General features: G+C 73.1%; 16 protein-coding genes and 1 pseudogene. 12 read left to right on the top strand and 5 right to left on the bottom strand.

Features of this window, described 5'->3' with window-relative positions:
* Window positions 1-6: 6 nt before the first annotated feature.
* Together ABTX81_RS15755 and ABTX81_RS15750 are read right to left on the bottom strand one after the other, a co-directional pair.
* Window positions 7-1,236: a DUF349 domain-containing protein gene (locus tag ABTX81_RS15755; RefSeq protein WP_350545101.1), complete on the bottom strand. Its 1,230-nt coding sequence runs from the start codon at window positions 1,234-1,236 to the stop codon at window positions 7-9.
* A gap of 262 nt (window positions 1,237-1,498) precedes the next feature.
* Complete coding sequence (locus ABTX81_RS15750; RefSeq protein WP_350545099.1) at window positions 1,499-2,332, bottom strand: peptidylprolyl isomerase; 834 nt, start codon at window positions 2,330-2,332, stop codon at window positions 1,499-1,501.
* A gap of 280 nt (window positions 2,333-2,612) precedes the next feature.
* On the opposite strand from ABTX81_RS15750, the gene ABTX81_RS15745 reads away from it, so the two are divergent.
* The 4 genes from ABTX81_RS15745 (at window position 2,613) to ABTX81_RS15730 (ending at window position 6,989) form a co-directional block, all read left to right on the top strand.
* Window positions 2,613-3,320: an MBL fold metallo-hydrolase gene (locus ABTX81_RS15745; protein ID WP_350545096.1), complete on the top strand. Its 708-nt coding sequence runs from the start codon at window positions 2,613-2,615 to the stop codon at window positions 3,318-3,320.
* 11 nt (window positions 3,321-3,331) lie between these two features.
* On the top strand, window positions 3,332-4,594 hold the full coding sequence (gene hisS, locus ABTX81_RS15740) for a histidine--tRNA ligase (RefSeq protein ID WP_350545094.1): 1,263 nt from the start codon (window positions 3,332-3,334) through the stop codon (window positions 4,592-4,594).
* Window positions 4,591-6,381: an aspartate--tRNA ligase gene (gene aspS, locus ABTX81_RS15735; protein WP_350545092.1), complete on the top strand. Its 1,791-nt coding sequence runs from the start codon at window positions 4,591-4,593 to the stop codon at window positions 6,379-6,381. The genes hisS and aspS overlap by 4 nt, the downstream gene beginning before the upstream one ends.
* 161 nt (window positions 6,382-6,542) lie before the next feature.
* Window positions 6,543-6,989 (top strand): GNAT family N-acetyltransferase, encoded by a 447-nt coding sequence (locus tag ABTX81_RS15730; protein WP_350545090.1) that lies wholly within the window; start codon window positions 6,543-6,545, stop codon window positions 6,987-6,989.
* Window positions 6,990-7,029: 40 nt separating this feature from the next.
* Here the strand turns inward: ABTX81_RS15730 and ABTX81_RS15725 are convergent, their stop codons facing one another.
* Window positions 7,030-7,965, bottom strand: coding sequence for a LysR family transcriptional regulator (locus tag ABTX81_RS15725; protein ID WP_350545088.1), 936 nt, complete (start codon window positions 7,963-7,965; stop codon window positions 7,030-7,032).
* Between the two features lie 272 nt (window positions 7,966-8,237).
* On the opposite strand from ABTX81_RS15725, the gene ppk2 reads away from it, so the two are divergent.
* The 4 genes from ppk2 (at window position 8,238) to rpsD (ending at window position 12,167) form a co-directional block, all read left to right on the top strand.
* Complete coding sequence (gene ppk2 / locus ABTX81_RS15720) at window positions 8,238-9,023, top strand: polyphosphate kinase 2 (RefSeq protein ID WP_350545579.1); 786 nt, start codon at window positions 8,238-8,240, stop codon at window positions 9,021-9,023.
* A 164-nt stretch (window positions 9,024-9,187) separates the two neighbouring features.
* Window positions 9,188-9,799 carry a hypothetical protein gene (locus tag ABTX81_RS15715; RefSeq protein ID WP_350545086.1) on the top strand — a complete coding sequence of 204 codons (612 nt, stop codon included), beginning with the start codon at window positions 9,188-9,190 and terminating at the stop codon, window positions 9,797-9,799.
* Window positions 9,800-9,837: 38 nt separating this feature from the next.
* Window positions 9,838-11,235, top strand: coding sequence for a replication-associated recombination protein A (locus tag ABTX81_RS15710; protein ID WP_350545084.1), 1,398 nt, complete (start codon window positions 9,838-9,840; stop codon window positions 11,233-11,235).
* A gap of 317 nt (window positions 11,236-11,552) precedes the next feature.
* Window positions 11,553-12,167 carry a 30S ribosomal protein S4 gene (gene rpsD, locus ABTX81_RS15705; protein ID WP_350545081.1) on the top strand — a complete coding sequence of 205 codons (615 nt, stop codon included), beginning with the start codon at window positions 11,553-11,555 and terminating at the stop codon, window positions 12,165-12,167.
* 84 nt (window positions 12,168-12,251) lie between these two features.
* On the opposite strand, the gene ABTX81_RS15700 is transcribed toward rpsD, so the two are convergent.
* Both ABTX81_RS15700 and ABTX81_RS15695 read right to left on the bottom strand, forming a co-directional pair.
* A complete protein-coding gene (locus ABTX81_RS15700) occupies window positions 12,252-12,545 on the bottom strand; it encodes a tetratricopeptide repeat protein (protein WP_350545576.1) in 294 nt (97 codons plus the stop codon).
* Window positions 12,546-12,653: 108 nt separating this feature from the next.
* A complete protein-coding gene (locus ABTX81_RS15695; RefSeq protein ID WP_350545079.1) occupies window positions 12,654-14,855 on the bottom strand; it encodes an ATP-binding protein in 2,202 nt (733 codons plus the stop codon).
* A gap of 251 nt (window positions 14,856-15,106) precedes the next feature.
* On the opposite strand from ABTX81_RS15695, the gene ABTX81_RS15690 reads away from it, so the two are divergent.
* From ABTX81_RS15690 to ruvX, 4 genes and pseudogenes are all read left to right on the top strand, one after another.
* Window positions 15,107-15,583, top strand: a complete 477-nt coding sequence (locus ABTX81_RS15690; RefSeq protein WP_350545076.1) for a DUF948 domain-containing protein — start codon at window positions 15,107-15,109, stop codon at window positions 15,581-15,583.
* Between the two features lie 3 nt (window positions 15,584-15,586).
* On the top strand, window positions 15,587-16,030 hold the full coding sequence (locus tag ABTX81_RS15685) for a DUF6167 family protein (RefSeq protein ID WP_350545074.1): 444 nt from the start codon (window positions 15,587-15,589) through the stop codon (window positions 16,028-16,030).
* Window positions 16,030-18,699: an alanine--tRNA ligase gene (gene alaS, locus ABTX81_RS15680; protein ID WP_350545072.1), complete on the top strand. Its 2,670-nt coding sequence runs from the start codon at window positions 16,030-16,032 to the stop codon at window positions 18,697-18,699. Before ABTX81_RS15685 ends, alaS begins: the two co-directional genes overlap by 1 nt.
* A gap of 16 nt (window positions 18,700-18,715) precedes the next feature.
* A pseudogene (ruvX, locus tag ABTX81_RS15675) lies at window positions 18,716-19,183 on the top strand (Holliday junction resolvase RuvX); the annotation flags it as partial.
* Window positions 19,184-19,277: the final 94 nt, after the last annotated feature.

The raw sequence follows: 19,277 nt of genomic DNA, 5'->3' as shown, positions 1-19,277 counted from the left end.
GCCGGATCAGCCGCTGAACTCCTCCTGGCTGCGGTGCGCCTGGTCCAGCAGCTCCTGGACGCCGGCCAGCTCGGACTCCAGCTTCGCCGCCTTGGAGGCGTTGCCGGCCGCGCGGGCCTTGTCCAGGTCGGAGCGGAGCTTGTCCGCCTTGGCCTGGAACAGGCCGACCATGCCGGCGGCGCGGGCCTTGGCCTCCGGGTTGGAGCGCTTCCACTCGGCGTCCTCGGCCTCGCGGATCGCCCGCTCGACCGCGTTCAGCCGGCCGTCCAGCTTCGGGCGGACGTCGCGCGGAACGTGGCCGATCGCCTCCCAGCGCTCGTTCACCTCGCGCAGCGCCGCCTTGGCGGCCTTGAGGTCGGTGATCGGCAGGATCGCCTCGGCCTCGCCGGCCAGCGCCTCCTTGAGCTTCTGGTTGGCGACCTGCTCGGCGTCGCGCTCGCTGAACACCGCGGAGCGGGCCTGGAAGAAGACGTCCTGGGCGCCGCGGAACCGCGCCCACAGCTCGTCCTCGACGTCGCGCTGGGCGCGGCCGGCGGCCTTCCAGCGCGCCATCAGGTCGCGGTAGCGGGCCGCGGTGTCGCCCCACTCGGTCGAGGAGGAGAGCGCCTCGGCCTCGGAGACCAGCTGCTCCTTGGTGAGCCGGGCCTGCTCGCGCTCGGCGTCCAGCGCCGCGAAGTGCGACTTGCGGTGCTTGGAGAAGACCGAGCGGGCGTGCGAGAAGCGGTGCCACAGCTCGTCGTCGCTCTTGCGGTCCAGGCGGGGCAGGCCCTTCCAGGTGTCCACCAGGGCGCGCAGCCGGTCGCCGGCCTCCCGCCACTGGGTGGACTCGGCGAGCTGCTCGGCCTCGGCGACCAGGGCCTCCTTGGCGGAACGGGTCTCGTCCTGGGCCTTGGCGCGGGCCGCCTTGCGCTCCTCGCGACGGCTCTCGATCTCGCCGGCGAGCGCGTCCAGCCGCTGGGCCAGCGCCGCCAGGTCGCCCACCGCGTGTCCCTCGGTGACCTGCTCGCGCAGGTGCTCCAGGGCGGCCTGGGCGTCCTTGGCGGCCAGGTCGGTGGTGCGCACCCGCTTCTCCAGCAGGCCGATCTCCACCTCGATGCCCTGGTACTTGCGCTCGAAGTAGGCGAGCGCCTCCTCGGGCGAGCCGGCCTGCCAGGAACCCACGACGCGTTCGCCGTCGGCGGTCCTGACGTAGACCGTGCCCTGCTCGTCCACACGGCCCCACGGGTCGCTGCTCATAGCGCGTCCTCCACATGACGTCGCGCCCGCGCCGGGGCGGTACGCGTCCGTCGTCCACAGTTGATGTGCGGCGGACCGATGAGTCCGCCGTCCCCGTCCGCCGTGTCCTGCTGCCGAGGGTGACGGCCGGCGGGTCTGGGCACCCTACACAACGCCAACATAGGCGACCAGGACCGGTGCTGTCCGCATCCGGGCCGGGCGATTTCGGGCCGGGGCCGCCCCGGCGCGCCGCGCGGGCGGGTCGGGGCGGCCCCGGAGCGGGTCAACCCTTGGCGGCGGTCACCGAGTTCAGGGTGACGTCGGCCATCGGGTGGCCGTCCCCGCCGCCCTCCAGGGTGCCCGCGGCGGCGATCTTCTGGAGCACGTCCAGACCGCCGGTGATGGTGCCGAACGGGGTGTAGTTGGGCGACAGCGTGGTGTCCTTGTAGACCAGGAAGAACTGGCTGCCGTTGGTGCCCGGGCCGGCGTTGGCCATCGCCACGGTGCCGGCCGGGTAGGTGGCACCGGTGAGGTTCTCGTCGGCGAACTTGTAGCCGGGGCCGCCGGTGCCGCCCGGGGCGGTGGCGCTCGCGGTCGGGTCGCCGCACTGCAGCACGAAGATGCCGTCGGTGGTGAGCCGGTGGCACTTGGTGTGGTCGAAGTACTGCTCGCCGGCCAGGAAGGCGAAGGAGTTCACGGTGTGCGGCGCCTTGGCGGCGTCCAGCGACAGCGTCACCTTGCCGCAGTTGGTGTCCAGCGTCACCGCGTAGGTGGCCTTGGTGTCGACGGTCATCGCCGGCTCGGCCTGCCACTGCTTGCCGTTCGGGGCGCCCGGCGCCGGCTCGGCGCAGCCCTCGACCGGCTTGCGGGTCGGCACGGTGGGTTCGGTCGGGGTCGGCGCGGCCTGCGCGGTGGGGCCGTCCTTCTTCTTGTCGTCCGAGTCGAAGGCGCCGGTCGCGAAGAGGGTGCCGCCACCGGCCAGCACCACCACGGCGAGCGCGGCGCCGAGGATCGTGTTGCGCCGCTTGCGCGCGGCCGCCGCGGCGACCCGGCGCTCCATCTGGCGCTCGTACTTCTCCCGGGCGAGCTGCCGCCGCCGCTGTTCGCTGCTGACCACCGGCTCTGTCTCCTACGGATGTGCTGATCGCGGATGTGGGGGCTTCGTCTGTGTGCGACGCCGATGCGGATCATCGCACCCATCGGCGGCCAAGTGTAGGGACCGCGACCGTAAGAACGGGGTGAACCGTTCAGCTCGAAGTGAACCTGTCACGCCCATCTGGTTCGCAACCGGGCCCGCACCGCCGGTAGGCTGCCCCTACATCACAGTTCGTAGCCGCAGCCGAAGCCGCCACGGCGAGGAACGCCGAAGACCCGAAGACCGACACCGAAGGACGCGCGTGTTCATCGCCGGATTCCCCGCTGGAGCCTGGGGCACCAACTGCTACCTGGTCGCCCCGGGGGCGGGCGAGGAGTGCGTCATCGTCGATCCGGGCCACCAGGCGGCCGCCGGCGTCGAGGAACTGGTCCGCGAGCACCGGCTCAAGCCGGTCGCCGTGCTGCTCACCCACGGCCACATCGACCACGTCGCCTCCGTGGTCCCGGTCTGCGGCGCCAAGGGCGTCCCGGCCTGGATCCACCCCGAGGACCGCTACATGATGAGCGACCCGGAGAAGGCCCTCGGCCGCTCCCTGGGCACCCAGCTGATGGGCGAGCTGACCGTCGGCGAACCCGACGACGTGCGCGAGCTCACCGACGGCAGCGTGCTGGAGCTGGCCGGCCTGTCCCTCACCGTCGACCACGCCCCCGGCCATACCGGGGGGTCGGTGACGTTCCGGACGCCCGGCGCCGAGGACCTTCCCCCGGTGCTCTTCTCGGGCGACCTGCTCTTCGCCGGCTCCATAGGGCGAACCGACCTCCCGGGCGGGGACAGCGCGGCGATCATGCGCTCGCTGGCCCGGGTGTGCCTGCCCCTCGACGACGCCACCGTGGTCCTCTCCGGCCACGGCGGACAGACCACCATCGGCCGCGAGCGCGCCACCAACCCCTACCTCCGGCAGGCAGCGGGGGCGGCCGGCGCCCCGGCTTTCCCGCGACGAGGAATGTGACGGAAGAGAAGTTGAGCACCTTCACCGCCCCCAAGGGCACCTACGACCTGCTGCCGCCCGGCTCCGCGACCTTCCTGGCGATCCGCGAGGCGATCGCCGCCCCCGCCCGCCGGGCCGGTTACGGCTACATCGAGACCCCGGTCTTCGAGGACGTCAAGCTGTTCTCCCGCGGTGTCGGCGAGTCGACCGACATCGTCAGCAAGGAGATGTACACCCTCACCACCAAGGGCGGCGACGAGCTCGCGCTGCGCCCCGAGGGCACCGCCTCCGTGCTGCGCGCCGCGCTCCAGGCTAACCTGCACAAGCAGGGCAACCTGCCGGTCAAGCTCTGGTACTCCGGCTCCTACTACCGCTACGAGCGCGCCCAGAAGGGCCGCTACCGCCAGTTCTCGCAGGTCGGCGCCGAGGCGATCGGCGCCGAGGACCCGGCGCTGGATGCCGAGCTGATCATCCTGGCCGACGACGCCTTCCGCGCGCTCGGCCTGAGCGACTACAGGCTGCTGCTCAACAGCCTCGGCGACAAGCAGTGCCGCCCGGTCTACCGCGCCGCCCTGGTCGAGTTCCTGGCCGGCCTGGACCTCGACGAGGACACCCGCCGCCGCGCCGAGATCAACCCGCTGCGGGTGCTGGACGACAAGCGCGAGTCGGTGCAGGCCCAGCTCGGCGGCGCCCCGATGCTGCGCGACTACCTCTGCGAGGACTGCAAGGCCTACGACGAGAAGGTCCGCGAGCTGCTCACCGCCAACGGCGTCGCCTTCGTCGACGACCCCAAGCTGGTCCGCGGCCTCGACTACTACACCCGCACCACCTTCGAGTTCGTGCACAACGGCCTCGGCGCCCAGTCCGCGATCGGCGGCGGCGGCCGCTACGACGGCCTGTCCGAGATGATCGGCGGCCCGGCGCTGCCCTCGGTCGGCTGGGCGCTCGGCGTGGACCGCACCTTCCTGGCCCTGGAGGCCGAGGGCGTCGCCCTCGACCTGCCGGCCGCCACCTCCGTCTACGCCGTCGCGCTCGGCGAGGAGGCCAAGAACGTCCTGTTCGCCAAGGTGATCGAGCTGCGCCGGGCCGGCGTCGCCACCGACCTCGCCTTCGGCGTCAAGAGCATCAAGAACGCCATGAAGTCCGCCGACCGTTCCGGCGCCCGCTTCGCCCTCGTCGCCGGTGACCGCGACCTCGCCGAGGGCGTCGTCCAGCTCAAGGACCTCACCACCGGCGAGCAGAACCCCGTCGCCCTCGACGCACTCGTCACCACCCTGAAGGAGAAGCAGCTGTGATCCGCACGCACGACGCGGGCACGCTCCGCCCGGAGCACGCAGGCACCACCGTCACCCTGGCCGGCTGGGTCGCCCGCCGCCGCGACCACGGCGGCGTGGCCTTCATCGACCTGCGCGACGCCTCCGGCACCGTGCAGATCGTGGTCCGCGACCTCGACTCGGTGCACGGCCTGCGCGCCGAGTACTGCGTCAAGGTGGTCGGCGACGTCCGCGTGCGGCCCGAGGGCAACGAGAACCCGGACATCCCGACCGGAGCCGTCGAGGTCGTGGTCAGCGAGATCGAGGTCCTCTCCGAGGCCGCGCCGCTGCCGTTCCCGGTCGCCGAGTACGAGCCCGGTACGGTCAACGAGGAGGTCCGCCTCCGCTACCGCTACCTCGACCTGCGCCGCGAGGGCCCGGCCAAGGGCCTGCGCCTGCGCTCCAAGGTCAACAACATCATCCGCCGGGTGATGGAGGAGAACGACTACCTCGACATCGAGACGCCGTACCTCACCCGCTCCACCCCCGAGGGCGCCCGCGACTTCCTCGTCCCGGTCCGCCTGCAGCCCGGCCACTGGTACGCGCTGCCGCAGTCGCCCCAGCTGTTCAAGCAGCTGCTGATGGTGGCCGGCATGGAGCGCTACTACCAGATCGCCCGCTGCTTCCGCGACGAGGACTTCCGCGCCGACCGCCAGCCGGAGTTCACCCAGCTGGACATCGAGGCCTCCTTCGTCGACCAGGAGGACATCCTGGCCCTCGGCGAGAAGATCATCGGCGCCATCTGGCGCGAGGTCCACGGCTACGAGATCCCGAACCCGCTGCCGCGGATGACCTACGCCGACGCCATGGGCCGCTACGGCTCGGACAAGCCGGACGTCCGCTTCGGCCAGGAGCTCACCGACCTCACCGGGTACTTCAAGGGCACCGACTTCCGGGTCTTCCAGGCCCCGTACGTCGGCGCCGTGGTCATGCCCGGCGGCGCCTCGCAGCCGCGCAAGCAGCTCGACGCCTGGCAGGACTGGGCCAAGGCGCGCGGCGCCCGCGGCCTCGCCTACGTGCTCATCGACGCCGAGACCGGCGAGCTGCGCGGCCCCGTCGCCAAGAACCTCTCCGAGGAGCACCTGGCCGGCCTGGCCGCCGCCGCCGGCGCCAAGAACGGCGACGCGATCTTCTTCGCGGCGGGCAAGGAGCGCGCCTCGCAGGAGCTGCTCGGCGCCGCCCGTCTGGAGATCGGCCGCCGCTGCGAGCTGATCGACGAGTCCCAGTGGGCCTTCCTCTGGGTCGTCGACTTCCCGATGTTCGAGCCGATCGAGGACGACAAGGGCGCGTTCCAGGGCTGGCACGCCGTGCACCACCCCTTCACCGCCCCCACCGCGGAGTCGCTGGCCACCTTCGACACCGACCCGGGCGCCGCGCTGTCCAACGCCTACGACCTCGTGCTCAACGGCTCGGAGCTGGGCGGCGGTTCGATCCGTATCCACCAGCGGGACGTGCAGAAGCGGGCGTTCGACGCGATCGGCCTCTCCGAGGAGGAGGCCGCCTCGCAGTTCGGCTTCCTGCTGGACGCCTTCAACTACGGCCCGCCGCCGCACGGCGGTGTCGCCTTCGGCCTGGACCGGATCGTCACCCTGCTCGGCGGGTACGACACCATCCGGGACGTCATCGCCTTCCCGAAGACGTCCACCGGCGGTGACCCGCTGACCGGTGCCCCCACCCCGATCACCCCGGCGCAGCGGCGCGAGGCCGGCGTCGACGCCCAGCCGAAGGTCCGCGAGGACGGCAAGTCCGAGGGCCAGGCGAAGGCCTGACACCCCGTCGGCCGACATCGGCTAACCTTTCACGGCCCCGGACGGCATTTCCGCTGTCCGGGGCCGGTCCACAACGGTGTGCGACAGAGAGAGGGTTTCCTGTGAAGGTCAGTACCAGGATCGAGTGTCCCGAGGACGCGCCCGCCACCAGACGTGTCCACATGGCCGCCTTCCCCGGTCCCGACGAGGCCGACCTGGTCGACGCGCTGCGCCGCGACCCGGCCTGGCTGCCGGACCTGTCGGTGGTCGCGGTCAACGACTCCGGACTGGTGGTCGGCCACGCGCTGCTCACCCGGCTGCGGGTCGGCAAGGGCAAGGGGCTGGCGCTCGCGCCGGTCGCCGTCGCCCCCGAGTGGCAGCGCAAGGGCGTCGGCGAGCTGGTGGTCAGGGCCGCGCTGACGGCCGCCGAGGACGCCGGCGAGAAGCTCGTCGTCGTGCTCGGCGATCCCGACTACTACGGCCGCTTCGGCTTCATCCCGGCCCAGCGGCACGAGGTGAGCGGCCCGTTCGAGGTGCCGGACGGCTTCCTCCAGACGCTCGCGCTGCCCGCGTACGACGGCTCCCCGCGGGGCCTGTGCCACTACCCCGAGCCCTTCGAGGCCGTCTAGCCCCTCGGGCCGTCCGGCCCCGTCGCTATCGACGGTGCCGTCAGATCGACGGTGCCGTCCGGGGCGACCGAGCCGGCTCTCCTCCGAGACCTATCGTCGTGCGACAGCTGCGCACGAACGCGGTCATGGCGGGCGTCGGCTCCCGGTCCTTCGGCCAGTACAGCCCGACCTGGCTCGGGCTCAACCCTCGCACCGGCCGGTACGCGACATCCTCGCGCGGTGCCAGCCGGCTCATCGTCTCCGGGGCGAAACCGACGCCCTGGCCGCACACCACCGCGGCCAGCCACTCGTCGGTGTTGTGCGCCACCGCGCCGATCCGCACAGGTCGCCCGCCCCGCTCCCGGACCGCCAACCAGTAGTCGCGCCAGTGCCCGGCCTCGTGCGGGATCGCCACGAAGGGCTCGTCGAGCAGCTCCTCGAAGTCGATCACCGCACGGGCGGCCAGCCGGTGCCCGGCCGGCAGCGCCGCGCAGCGCGCCTCCTGGCCCAGCACGGCCACGCTGTACCGCTCGGAGAGCGACGGCGGGGCGTGCCAGAGCGTCAGGTCGATCTCGCCGGCGGCCAGCCCCGAGGTCGGGTCGAACCAGTTGTTCTGCCGCAGCTCCACCTGCCAGCCCGGCATCCGGCGGGCGAAGTCCGCCACCGTGCGCTGGGTCATCAGGTTGATGATGCCGCCCTCGAACCCCACCCGCAGCGTCGAGCCCTGGTCCGCCGCGGCCGCCCGGGTGGCGCGCAGCGCCTCCTCCCAGCCCGCGAGCAGCACCCCGGCGTGCGCGGCCAGCGCCCAGCCGGCCCGGGTGGGGGCCATGCCGCGCCGCGACCGTTCGAACAGCTCCACCCCGAGCAGGCTCTCCAGCTGGCGGATCTGCTTGGTCAGCGTCGGCTGGGAGACGAAGAGCCGGGCCGCCGCGGCGGTCAGCTGACCCTCCTCGCAGACCGCGGCGAAGCTGCGCAGCAGGCGGGTGTCGACATCCATGCCCCAAGGTTATGGAATCGGAAATTGGACCCGTCCGGCAGGTCTGGGTCATGGTTGAGCGCTCGGTCTTCGGACCGGCCGACGGGGGAGCGGGGCAGCGGCGGTTCAGGGGGCCGCCGCTGCCCGGCCGGAACCCCCCGGACCTGCGGCAACCCGTTCCAGGACGTACGGTGAAGGGTCATCAGCACCCACCGAACGGAGGCACCCGGGTGGCAGCGAAGGCCCAGCGCGAGCAGAGCGCCCCGGACGGACGGACCGATCCGGACGAGCGCCTGGCGAAGAAGCCCTACGAGCGGGAACTGCTGCGGCTCCAGCACGAGCTGGTGAAGCTCCAGGAGTGGGTGCGCGCCGAGGGCGCCCGGCTGGTCGTGGTCTTCGAGGGCCGCGACGCGGCCGGCAAGGGCGGCGCGATCAAGCGGGTGACGGAGTATCTGAACCCGCGCATCGCCCGGGTCGCCGCGCTGCCCGCGCCCACCGAGCGGCAGCGCACCCAGTGGTACTTCCAGCGTTACGTCGAGCACCTGCCGGCCGCCGGGGAGATCGTGCTGTTCGACCGCAGCTGGTACAACCGGGCCGGGGTGGAGAAGGTGATGGGCTTCTGCACCGACGAGGAGTACTGGCAGTTCCTGCACCAGTGCCCGACCTTCGAGCGGATGCTCACCGAGTCCGGCCTGCTGCTGCGCAAGTACTGGTTCTCGGTCAGCGACACCGAGCAGGAGCGGCGCTTCCGGGACCGGCTGGAGGACCCGATGAAGCACTGGAAGCTCTCGCCGATGGACGTCGAGTCGATCACCCGCTGGGAGGACTACTCGCGGGCCAAGGACGAGATGTTCCTGCACACCGACACCCCCGACTCCCCGTGGAACGTGGTGGAGAGCGACGACAAGCGGCGGGCCCGGATCAACATGATCGCCCACCTGCTGTCCACCGTGCCGTACCGCGAGGTGCGGCCGCCGAAGATCGAGCTGCCGGACCGCCCGGCCTCGCGCGGCTACCAGCGGCCGCCGCGCGACCGGCAGCGGTACGTCCCGGACCACGCGGCGGGTCTGGGTTCGTAGCGGCGTCCGGCCCGGCGCCCGGCCCGGTCCGGCGCCCGGCCCGGTCCGGCGTCCGGCCCGGTCCGGCCCGGCGCCTCCGCCGAACGGCCGTGCGGCGTTGCCGCCACCGCCGCGCGGCCGTCCGATGGAGGTGCTCGGATTCGGATGAGGTCAGGAGACCGCCCATGTTCGTTCGCACCGGCTACTTCACCGGCGACCCCGCACGCGTCGACCGGGCCCTCGACGGGCTGTCCGCCGAGGCGGTCGGCCTGCTGTCGGCGGAGCCCGGCTACGTGGGCTACGGGCTGTTCGCCGACCGGGAACTCGGCATCATCACGATGGGCTCGTGGTGGGCGACCCGGCAGAACGAGCGGGACAGCGCCGAGCGGCTGCGCGGGCGGCGGGACGAACTGCTGGCCCCGTTCGCCGGGACGGCGACCGTCGACGTCTGGGAGGCCGCGGAGGTCGCCCAGGCACCGGCGGTCGCCCCGGGTTCGTGGTTCCGCCTCGTGCGGTTCGACCTCGCGGGCGCGGACCGCGAACGGATCGCCGCCCGCTTCCGGGAGGACGGCCTGCCCGCCCAGCGGCGGATCGACGGCTGCCTCGGCGGTTCGATGCTGCTCAGCGCCGAGGACGAGCGCGGCGCGGTGGGGATCCTGTTCGCCGACCGGGCCTCGCTGGTGGCCTCCCGCGGCCCGGCCGCGGAGATCCGCGCCCGCGGGGTGACGGCCGGCGGGCTGGCGCTGCGCTCGCTGGAGGAGTTCGAGACGGTGCTGCTGGACGTCCGGGAGTCGTAGCGCACAGGGCTGTCGGCGGGCTCGCATAGGCTTCCGGTGTGGACGAACCGGACCTCTTCACCGCCGCCGCCGAGGAACGCCAGAGCAAGGAGCCCGGCCGGGCGCCACTCGCCGTGCGGATGCGCCCGCGCACCCTCGACGAGGTGGCCGGGCAGCGGCAGCTGCTCAAGGACGGCTCCCCGCTGCGCCGGCTGGTCGCGGGCGCGCGCGGCCCGGCGGCGACCAGCTCGGTGATCTTCTGGGGCCCGCCCGGCACCGGCAAGACCACCCTGGCGCACGTCATCAGCCAGGCGGTGGAGGGGCGGTTCGTCGAGCTGTCCGCGATCACCGCCGGCGTCAAGGAGGTCCGCGCGGTCATCGACGGCGCGCGCCGCGCGGTCGGCATGACCGGCCGGGAGACGGTGCTCTTCCTCGACGAGATCCACCGCTTCTCCAAGGCCCAGCAGGACTCCCTGCTGCCCGCCGTGGAGAACCGCTGGGTCACCCTGATCGCCGCGACCACCGAGAACCCGTACTTCTCGGTGATCTCCCCGCTGCTCTCCCGCTCGCTGCTGCTCACCCTGGAGTCGCTGACCGACGACGACATCCGGGCGCTGCTGCGCCGCGCGGTCGCCGACGAGCGCGGTCTGGAGGGCGCGGTCGAGCTGAGCCCCGAGGCCGAGGACCACCTGGTGCGGCTGGCCGGTGGCGACGCCCGCAAGGCGCTCACCACGCTGGAGGCGGCGGCCGGCGCGGCGCTGGAGAAGGGCGAGGCGAGCATCACGCTGGCCACCACCGAGACCGCCGTCAACCACGCGGCCGTCCGCTACGACCGGGACGGCGACCAGCACTACGACGTGGCCAGCGCGCTGATCAAGTCGATCCGGGGCAGCGACGTGGACGCCACGCTGCACTACCTGGCCCGGATGATCGAGGCGGGGGAGGACCCGCGGTTCATCGCCCGGCGGCTGATGATCTCGGCCAGCGAGGACGTCGGCCTGGCGGATCCGACGGCGCTGCAGACGGCCGTGTCGGCGGCCCAGGCGGTGGCGCTGATCGGCTTCCCGGAGGCGCGGATCATCCTCTCCCAGGCGGCCATCGCGCTCGCGCTGGCGCCCAAGTCCAACGCCGCCTACCTGGCGATCGACGCGGCGCTCGCGGACGTCCGGCAGGGGCTGGCCGGCCCGGTGCCGCCGCACCTGCGGGACGCGCACTACGGCGGCGCGGGCAAGCTGGGGCACGGCAAGGGGTACCGCTACCCGCACGACCTGCCGGAGGGCATCGCGGCCCAGCAGTACGCGCCGGACGCGGTGCACGGCAAGGCCTACTACCAGCCGACCCGCCACGGCGGAGAGGCCCGCTACGCGGACGCGGTGGAGTGGACCAGGGCGCGCCTTCGGGGGGAGTCGAAGAGGCCCTCGAAGGGCAAGGAGAAGCCCGGGTCGGAGGGCGAGTGATCTGCCGGTATACTCGGGCGGAGTGCCGTATCCCGGGACGGCGGTGAGGGGAGACCCTGACCGACCGGCCACACCAGCGGGGCAACGGTGACGGCTCCCTCGCGGGAGCCCAGGAGCGTCGCGCACCGTCTCGGTGTCGCGTGCAGCCCACCAACACAACCTTGGTGGGCCACCCGTGTGCTTGCACATCTCGTGCCCGGCTCCGGAGAGCGGCTGATCGCACTGCCCCCGGGCGGTGGGGTTTTCTCCGGGCCGCGACGTGCGACCTCCGTCAACACCTGGTGAAGCCGTATTCGTAAGCAAGGAAGGTTTGGTTCATGGCGAACCAGAAGCGTCCCAAGGTCAAGATCGCGCGTGCGCTCGGCGTGCCGCTGACCCCGAAGTCCGTCAAGTACTTCGAGGCCCGCCCGTACCCGCCCGGCCAGCACGGCCGTGGTCGCAAGCAGAACTCGGACTACAAGGTCCGTCTGGTCGAGAAGCAGCGTCTGCGCGCTCAGTACGACCTGAGCGAGAAGCAGATGGCGCGCGCGTTCGACCGCGCGAAGAAGGCCGAGGGCAAGACCGGTGAGGCGCTCGTCGCCGAGCTGGAGACCCGCCTCGACGCCCTGGTGCTGCGTTCGGGCATCGCCCGCACCATCTACCAGGCCCGTCAGATGGTCGTCCACGGCCACATCGAGGTCAACGGCGGCAAGGTCAACAAGCCGTCGTACCAGATGAAGCCGGGCTACGTGGTCACCGTCCGCGAGCGCAGCAAGGAGAAGGTCCCGTTCCAGGTCGCCCGTGAGGGTGGCAACGCGGGCGAGGGCCAGACCCCGAAGTACCTCGAGGTCAACCTGAAGGCCCTGGCCTTCCGCCTGGACCGCGCGCCGCAGCGCAAGGAGGTCCCGGTGATCTGCGACGAGCAGCTCGTCGTCGAGTACTACTCGCGCTGACCCGCGAGCGGTATCACCTGCGGTACCCAGCGAGCCCCCGTCGCCCTTGTGGCGACGGGGGCTCGCCCCTTTGTCCGGGGTGGGTCAGTACGACTCGCCGGTCATCGCGGAGGCGAGCCGCAGGTGCGGGCGGGCCTCCTCGGCGCGGCCCTGGCGCTCCAGGGTGCGGCCGAGCATCAGGCGGGCGTAGTCCTCGGTCGGGTCGGCGTCCAGCACCCGGCGCAGCTCGGCCTCGGCCTTGCGCAGCTGGGCGGAGTGGAAGTAGCTGCGGGCCAGCAGCAGCCGGACCGACAGGTTGGCCGGCTCCTCGGCGAGCACGCCTTCGAGCATCCGGGCGGCGTCGGTGTACGCCTTGGAGTCGAAGTAGAAGTTCGCCATGCGGTAGTCGTCGGCGATGTTGGCCACGGGGTGCTCCTTCCGAACGGTGGTTCCGCCCGCTCCAGCAATGAACAAGATTCAACTATTCCCGGGTCCTGCTGGCGGTCCTCACCGTCCCACGGGGGAGGGCCGGGGTGCCGGCGGCAGCGGTCCGGGGCCGGGGCGCGGGCCCGGGCCGTCCGGCTGCCCGCCGCCGCCCAGCGCCCGGTGCACGGCGGCGTCCGGGCCGAGCCGGGCGCCGGCGGCGAAGAAGTCGGTGGACTCCTGCTCGGTCAGCCCGGCGACGGTGCGCTCCTCGCAGGCCCGGTGCGGGCCGTTGAAGGTGTGCGAGCCGAAGAACGGCTTGCCGACCGCGCACCGGATCCGGTGCGCGGCGCCCTGCAGCACCCGGGCTTCGCGCAGGTCGCCCGGCTCCCCGGGGCCGGCCGGCTCGGTCTCCAGCAGCGCCAGCAGGTCGATCGCCAGCACGATGCCCAGCAGGTCGTTGAAGAGGTGGTTGAGCCGCAGGCTCTCCCGGGCCAGCGTCCGGGCCGGGCGGATCTCGCCGCTCAGCCAGTGCGAGTACGCCAGCGCGTAGAGGACGTGCGCGTACGCCCACTGCTCGCCGTGCTCCTCGCACAGCTCGCGGACCCGGCCGAGCCAGAGCTCGCCGCTCTCCCGGTCGCCCCGGAAGAGGTGGGCGATGCCCAGCTCGGACATCGCCATCAGCACGTTGCCGTCGAGCTCGCCGATGGTGCGGTAGTGCCGGAGCGCCTCCTCGAACAGCTCGACGGCGCGGGCCGGATCGTCGCCGATCAGCGCGGCGCAGCCCTGCCGGTGCACGGCGTGGGCCAGCGCGCGGTCGTCGCCGGTGGCCAGCGCCTGGCGGCGGCACTCCTCCAGGGCGGGCCGGGCGGCCGCCAGGTCGCCCTGCAGGGTGGCCGTGTAGCCGGTCACCCAGAGGGCCTTGGCGCGGGCCCCGGTGGGTTCGGCGTCGAGGGCCAGGGCCCGCTCCAGCCAGTGCCGCCCCTCGCCGAGGCGGCCGCAGCCGACCCAGTGGAACCAGAGGGTGCCGGCCATCAGCAGGGCGGTCTGCTCCTCGCCGGGCTCGGTCAGGCTGAACTCCAGGGCGGCCCGCAGGTCGGCGTGCACCAGGGCGGTGCGCTCGGCGGTCTCCGCCTGCCGGGGGCCGAACCACTCGACCTCGCCCCAGGTGGCCATCCCCAGGTACCAGTCCCGGTGCCGGCGCAGCAGCCGGTGCTCCCCGCCGCCCGCCCGCAGCCACCGCAGCCCGTACTCGCGCACGGTGTCCAGCAGCCGGAACCGCACGCCGTGGGGGCCCTCCTCGCGCAGCACCAGGGACGTGGCGACGAGTTCGGTGAGGTGGTCGAGCAGCTCGTCCGGGTCGACGCCCTCGCCGGTGCAGACGTACTCGGCCGCGTCCAGGTCGAAGTCGCCCGCGAAGACCGAGAGGCGGGCCCAGAGTAAACGTTCCTGCACCGTACAGAGCTCATGGCTCCAGTCGACCGTCGTGCGCAGCGTCCGATGGCGCGGCAGGGCGGCCGGATCGCCGCCGGTCAGCAGCCGGAACCGGTCGTCCAGCCGGTCGCGGATCTGCTCCACCGACAGCGCCCGCAGCCGTCCGGCGGCCAGCTCCACGGCCAGCGGGATGCCGTCCAGCCGGCGGCAGAGCCGGGCGATCGCCCCGGCGTTCGCCGCGGTGACCTCGAAGGAGGGCAGCACCGCCCGGGCCCGGTCCGCGAACAGCCGCACCGCGTCCGGCGGGACGGCCGGCGGGCCGTCCGGCTCGGCGGGCCCGACCGGCAGCGGGGCCAGGGGCAGCAGGTGCTCCCCGGCGGTGCGCAGCGCCACCCGGCTGGTGGCCAGCACCCGCAGCCCCGGCAGGTCCCGCAGCAGCGCCGCCGCCAGCTCGGCGCAGGCCGCCGCCAGGTGCTCGCAGCCGTCCAGCACCAGCAGCATCCGGCGCCCGGCCAGTTGCTCGGCCAGCACCTCCAGCGGGGCCCGCGCGGTGCCGTCGGTCAGCCGCAGCGCCTCCAGCACGGCGTGCCCGAGCAGCCGCCCGTCCCGCACCGGCGCCACCTCGACCAGCCGGCCGCCGTCCGGGAACGCGCCCGCCGCCCGGGCCGCCGCCCGCAGCGCCAGCCGGCTCTTGCCGACCCCGCCGGGGCCGGTGACCGTCACCAGCCGGTGCCCGGCCAGCAGCAGGGCCAGCTCGGTCAGCTCCCGCCGCCGGCCGACGAAGCTGGTGACCTCCGCCGGGAGCCGCCCCGGTACCGGGCGGTCCGGCCGCGGTGTCGATTCCCCGTCCAAACCCTGCTCCCCGCTTCGAGGCCCGGGCCGGGCCGGCCCGGGCGTGCGTCCGTCCGTCTGCGCCGCCTGGGTGGCGGCCCGCCTGGCAGAACGAGGTGACCGGCGGGTAGGTTACGCGCGCGGATCGCACACCCGGTCGGATCGCCGCGCGCCCCGCGCGGGAAACCCGGTCCGGAAAGTCCGTGCGGTCGCGATAGGGTTCCCTAGGGCGTCATGCCCCGAAGAACCGCAAGGCGAGGGAGCGCGCAAAGGTGTCCGTGGGAGAGCTGGCCGGCCTGCTCGTCGCCGTGTTCTGGGCGGTCCTGGTCACCCTGCTCGCCGTCGTGCTGGTCCGGCTGTCGCGGGTGCTCAAGGAGGCCACCGTCCTGGTCTCCGCCGTCACCGAGCAGGCCGTGCCGCTGCTGACCGACGCCGGCGCCGCCGTGCGCAGCGCCAACGAGCAGCTGGAGCGGGTGGACGAGATCACCGCCAACGTGCAGGACGCGGCGGCCAACGCCAACGCGCTCTCCTCCACCGTCGCGGCCACCCTCGGCGGCCCGCTGGTCAAGGTCGCGGCGTTCAGCTACGGCGTGCGCAAGGCGGTCGCCAAGCAGCAGGGCACCGCCACCCTGCCGGCCCAGCCGGCCGAGCGCGAGGAACTGGCCCGGCTGATCCGGGCCGAGGTGCGCGCCGCGACCGCGCCGAAGAGCGGCCTGCTCTCCCGGGTCCGGCGCGCGGTGAGGAGCTGACGCATGGTGCGACGCGTCTTCTGGATGGCGGTCGGCGCCGGCGCCACCGTCTGGGCCATGAACAAGGCCAACGAGGCCGTGCACCGGCTCACCCCGGACAGCCTCTCCGGCACCGCCGCCCGCGGTGCGCTGCAGCTGGGCGACCTGGCCAAGCAGTTCGCCCGGGACGTGCGGGCCGGCATGACCGAGCGCGAGGAGCAGCTGCGCGAGGACCTCGGGCTGGACGGCACCGCCGTCGTCGAGCCGCGCCGCCGCGGGGCGCTGCGCGGCGAGCCCCAGTACCGAGCTATCTCGGCGGCGCCCGGGAGCCCGGCCGCCGCCCTGCCTCCGTCCGGCAGTACCCGCGCATCGTCGTCCGACGGTGCCCGCACCACCCCCCAAGCCATCGAGAAAACGCCCCGGCGCGCGCTTCCGCCGCGGGGCGGTACCAACCGGAAGGACCACTAATGGAGTCGGCAGAGATCCGCCGCCGCTGGCTGCGCTTCTTCGAGGAGCGCGGCCACACCGTCGTTCCGTCGGCGTCCCTGGTCGCCGACGACCCCACCCTGCTGCTGGTCAACGCCGGCATGGTCCCGTTCAAGCCCTACTTCCTGGGCGAGGTCAAGCCGCAGTTCTCGCGCGCCACCAGCGTCCAGAAGTGCGTGCGCACCCTGGACATCGAGGAGGTCGGGAAGACCACCCGGCACGGCTCCTTCTTCCAGATGTGCGGCAACTTCTCCTTCGGCGACTACTTCAAGGAAGGAGCCATCAAGTTCGCGTGGGACCTGCTCACCACCCCCGTCGCGGACGGTGGCTACGGCCTGGAGCAGGAGAAGCTCTGGATCACCGTCTACCAGGACGACGACGAGGCCGAGCAGATCTGGCGCGAGGTCATCGGCGTGCCCGCCGAGCGGATCCAGCGCCTCGGCATGAAGGACAACTTCTGGTCGATGGGCGTCCCCGGCCCGTGCGGCCCGTGCTCGGAGATCAACTACGACCGCGGCCCCGCGTACGGCGAGGAGGGCGGCCCGGCCGTCAACGGCGAGCGCTACCTGGAGATCTGGAACCTGGTCTTCATGCAGTACGAGCGCGGCCACGGCGACGGCAAGGACGGGTTCGAGATCCTCGGCGACCTGCCGAGCAAGAACATCGACACCGGCCTCGGCCTGGAGCGCCTCGCCGCCATCCTGCAGGGCGTCGACAACCTCTTCGAGATCGACACCAGCCGGATGATCCTGGACCGGGCCGCCGAGCTGACCGGCCACCGCTACGGCGCCGACCACAAGTCGGACGTCTCGCTGCGCGTGGTCACCGACCACATCCGCACCGCGCTGATGCTGGTCGGCGACGGCGTCACCCCCGGTAACGAGGGCCGCGGCTACGTGCTGCGCCGCATCCTGCGCCGCGCCATCCGCAACATGCGCCTGCTGGGCGCCACCGAGCCGGTGGCCAAGGAGCTCATCGACACCGCGATCAAGGCGATGGCCCCGCAGTACCCGGAGCTGGAGACCGACCGCAAGCGCATCGAGACGGTCGTCGTCGGCGAGGAGGCGGCCTTCCTGCAGACCCTGAAGGCCGGCACCAACCTGCTGGACGCCGCGGTCACCGAGACCAAGCAGTCCGGCGGCGTGGTGCTCTCCGGCGACCAGGCGTTCAAGCTGCACGACACCTACGGCTTCCCGATCGACCTGACCCTGGAGATGGCCGAGGAGCAGGGCCTCCAGGTCGACGAGGCCGGCTTCCGCCGCCTGATGCAGGAGCAGCGGGACCGCGCCAAGGCGGACGCCAAGGCCAAGAAGATGGGCCACGCCGACGTCGCCGCGTACCGCGAGGTCGCCGACACCTCCGGCGCCAGCGTCTTCACCGGCTACACCCTCACCGAGGGCGAGGCCACCGTGGTCGGCCTGCTGGTGAACGGCGCCCCGGCGCCGGCCGCCACCGAGGGCGACGAGGTCGAGATCATCCTCGACCGCACCCCGTTCTACGCCGAGGGCGGCGGCCAGCTCGCCGACCACGGCCGGATCCGGCTGGACTCCGGCGCGGTCGTCGAGATCCGCGACGTCCAGCAGCCCGTCCCGGGTGTGATCGTGCACTCCGGCGGCGTGCTGTTCGGCGAGGTCGTGCTCGGTTCCTCCGCGTACGCCACCATCGACGTGGAGCGCCGCCGGGCGATCGCCCGCGCCCACTCGGCCACCCACCTGACCCACCAGGCGCTGCGCGACGCGCTCGGCCCGACGGCCGCCCAGGCCGGTTCGGAGAACGCCCCGGGCCGCTTCCGCTTCGACTTCGGCTCGCCCGCCGCCGTGCCCGGCAGCGTGCTCACCGACGTCGAGCAGAAGATCAACGACGTGCTGACCCGCGAGCTGGAGGTCACCGCCGAGGTCATGACGATGGACCAGGCCCGCAAGGCCGGCGCCATCGCGATGTTCGGCGAGAAGTACGGCGACGAGGTCCGCGTCGTCACCATCGGCGACTTCTCCAAGGAGCTGTGCGGTGGCACGCACGTCGGCAACACCGCCCAGCTGGGCCTGGTGAAGCTGCTCGGCGAGTCCTCGATCGGCTCCGGCGTGCGCCGCGTGGAGGCGCTGGTCGGCGCCGACGCGTACCGCTTCCTGGCCCGTGAGCACACCGTGGTCGCCCAGCTGACCGAGCTGGTCAAGGGCCGCCCGGAGGAGCTGCCGGAGAAGATCTCCGGGATGCTCGCCAAGCTCAAGGACGCCGAGAAGGAGATCGAGCGCTTCCGCGCCGAGAAGGTGCTCGCGGCCGCCGCGGGCCTGGCCGACTCGGCCGAGGACGTGCACGGCATCGCCGTGGTGGCCGCGCGGGTCGCCGACGGCACCGGCGCCGACGAGCTGCGCAAGCTGGTCCTGGACGTGCGCGGCCGCCTCGGCTCGCGCCCGGCCGTGGTCGCCGCCTTCACCGTGGCGAACGACCGCCCGCTGACCGTGATCGCCACCAACGAGGACGCCCGCGGCCGCGGCATCAAGGCCGGCGAGCTGGTCCGCACCGCCGCCAAGACCCTCGGCGGCGGCGGTGGCGGCAAGGACGACGTCGCCCAGGGCGGCGGCACCAACCCGGCCGCGATCGACGAGGCCGTCGCCGCGGTGCGCGGCCTGGTCGCGGAGCGTGCCTCCTGATGGGGTCCGCGTTCTGATGGAGTTCGAGGAGAAGCCCTTCCGGCGCGGACGGCGGATTGCCGTCGACGTCGGGGACGCCCGGATCGGGGTCGCGTCCTGCGACCCCGACGGGGTGCTCGCCACCCCGGTGGAGACCGTCCCGGCCGGTGTGAAGTCGCAGGCCCGGATCGCCGCGATCGTCGAGGAGTACGGCGCGATCGAGGTGATCGTCGGGCTGCCGCGCTCACTCAGCGGCAAGGAGGGGCCGGCGGCCGAGAAGGTCCGCGGCTACGCGGCCCGGCTGGCCAACCGGCTCTGGCCGGTGCCGGTCCGGCTGGTCGACGAGCGGATGTCGACGGTCACCGCGACCCACGGGCTGCGCGCCTCGGGGGTCAAGGCCAAGAAGGGCCGCTCGGTGGTCGACCAGGCCGCCGCGGTGGTGATCCTGCAGACCGCGCTTGAGTCCGAACGGGTGAGCGGACGCCCGCCGGGTGAGAGCGTCGAGGCCCGAGGAGGTGCTGCTCCTCGACGAGCCGGACAACTACCTGGACGTCCCGGGCAAGCGCTGGCTGGAGGAGGCCATCAAGGCCACCCCGAAG

This window comes from Kitasatospora sp. NPDC097605 (assembly GCF_040302725.1).
Taxonomy (GTDB): Bacteria; Actinomycetota; Actinomycetes; order Streptomycetales; family Streptomycetaceae; genus Kitasatospora.
The sequence above is the reverse complement of the archived record's forward strand: the minus strand, read 5'-3'. Positions and strand labels throughout refer to the sequence as shown.

Coding starts and splice junctions, on each gene's coding strand:
- ABTX81_RS15755 (WP_350545101.1), bottom strand. CDS start 1,236: ATGAGCAGCGACCCGTGGGGCCGTGTGGACGAGCAGGGCACGGTCTAC.
- ABTX81_RS15685 (WP_350545074.1), top strand. CDS start 15,587: ATGGTGCGACGCGTCTTCTGGATGGCGGTCGGCGCCGGCGCCACCGTC.
- ABTX81_RS15730 (WP_350545090.1), top strand. CDS start 6,543: ATGGCCGCCTTCCCCGGTCCCGACGAGGCCGACCTGGTCGACGCGCTG.
- alaS (WP_350545072.1), top strand. CDS start 16,030: ATGGAGTCGGCAGAGATCCGCCGCCGCTGGCTGCGCTTCTTCGAGGAG.
- ABTX81_RS15700 (WP_350545576.1), bottom strand. CDS start 12,545: ATGGCGAACTTCTACTTCGACTCCAAGGCGTACACCGACGCCGCCCGG.
- rpsD (WP_350545081.1), top strand. CDS start 11,553: ATGGCGAACCAGAAGCGTCCCAAGGTCAAGATCGCGCGTGCGCTCGGC.
- ABTX81_RS15715 (WP_350545086.1), top strand. CDS start 9,188: ATGTTCGTTCGCACCGGCTACTTCACCGGCGACCCCGCACGCGTCGAC.
- ABTX81_RS15725 (WP_350545088.1), bottom strand. CDS start 7,965: ATGGATGTCGACACCCGCCTGCTGCGCAGCTTCGCCGCGGTCTGCGAG.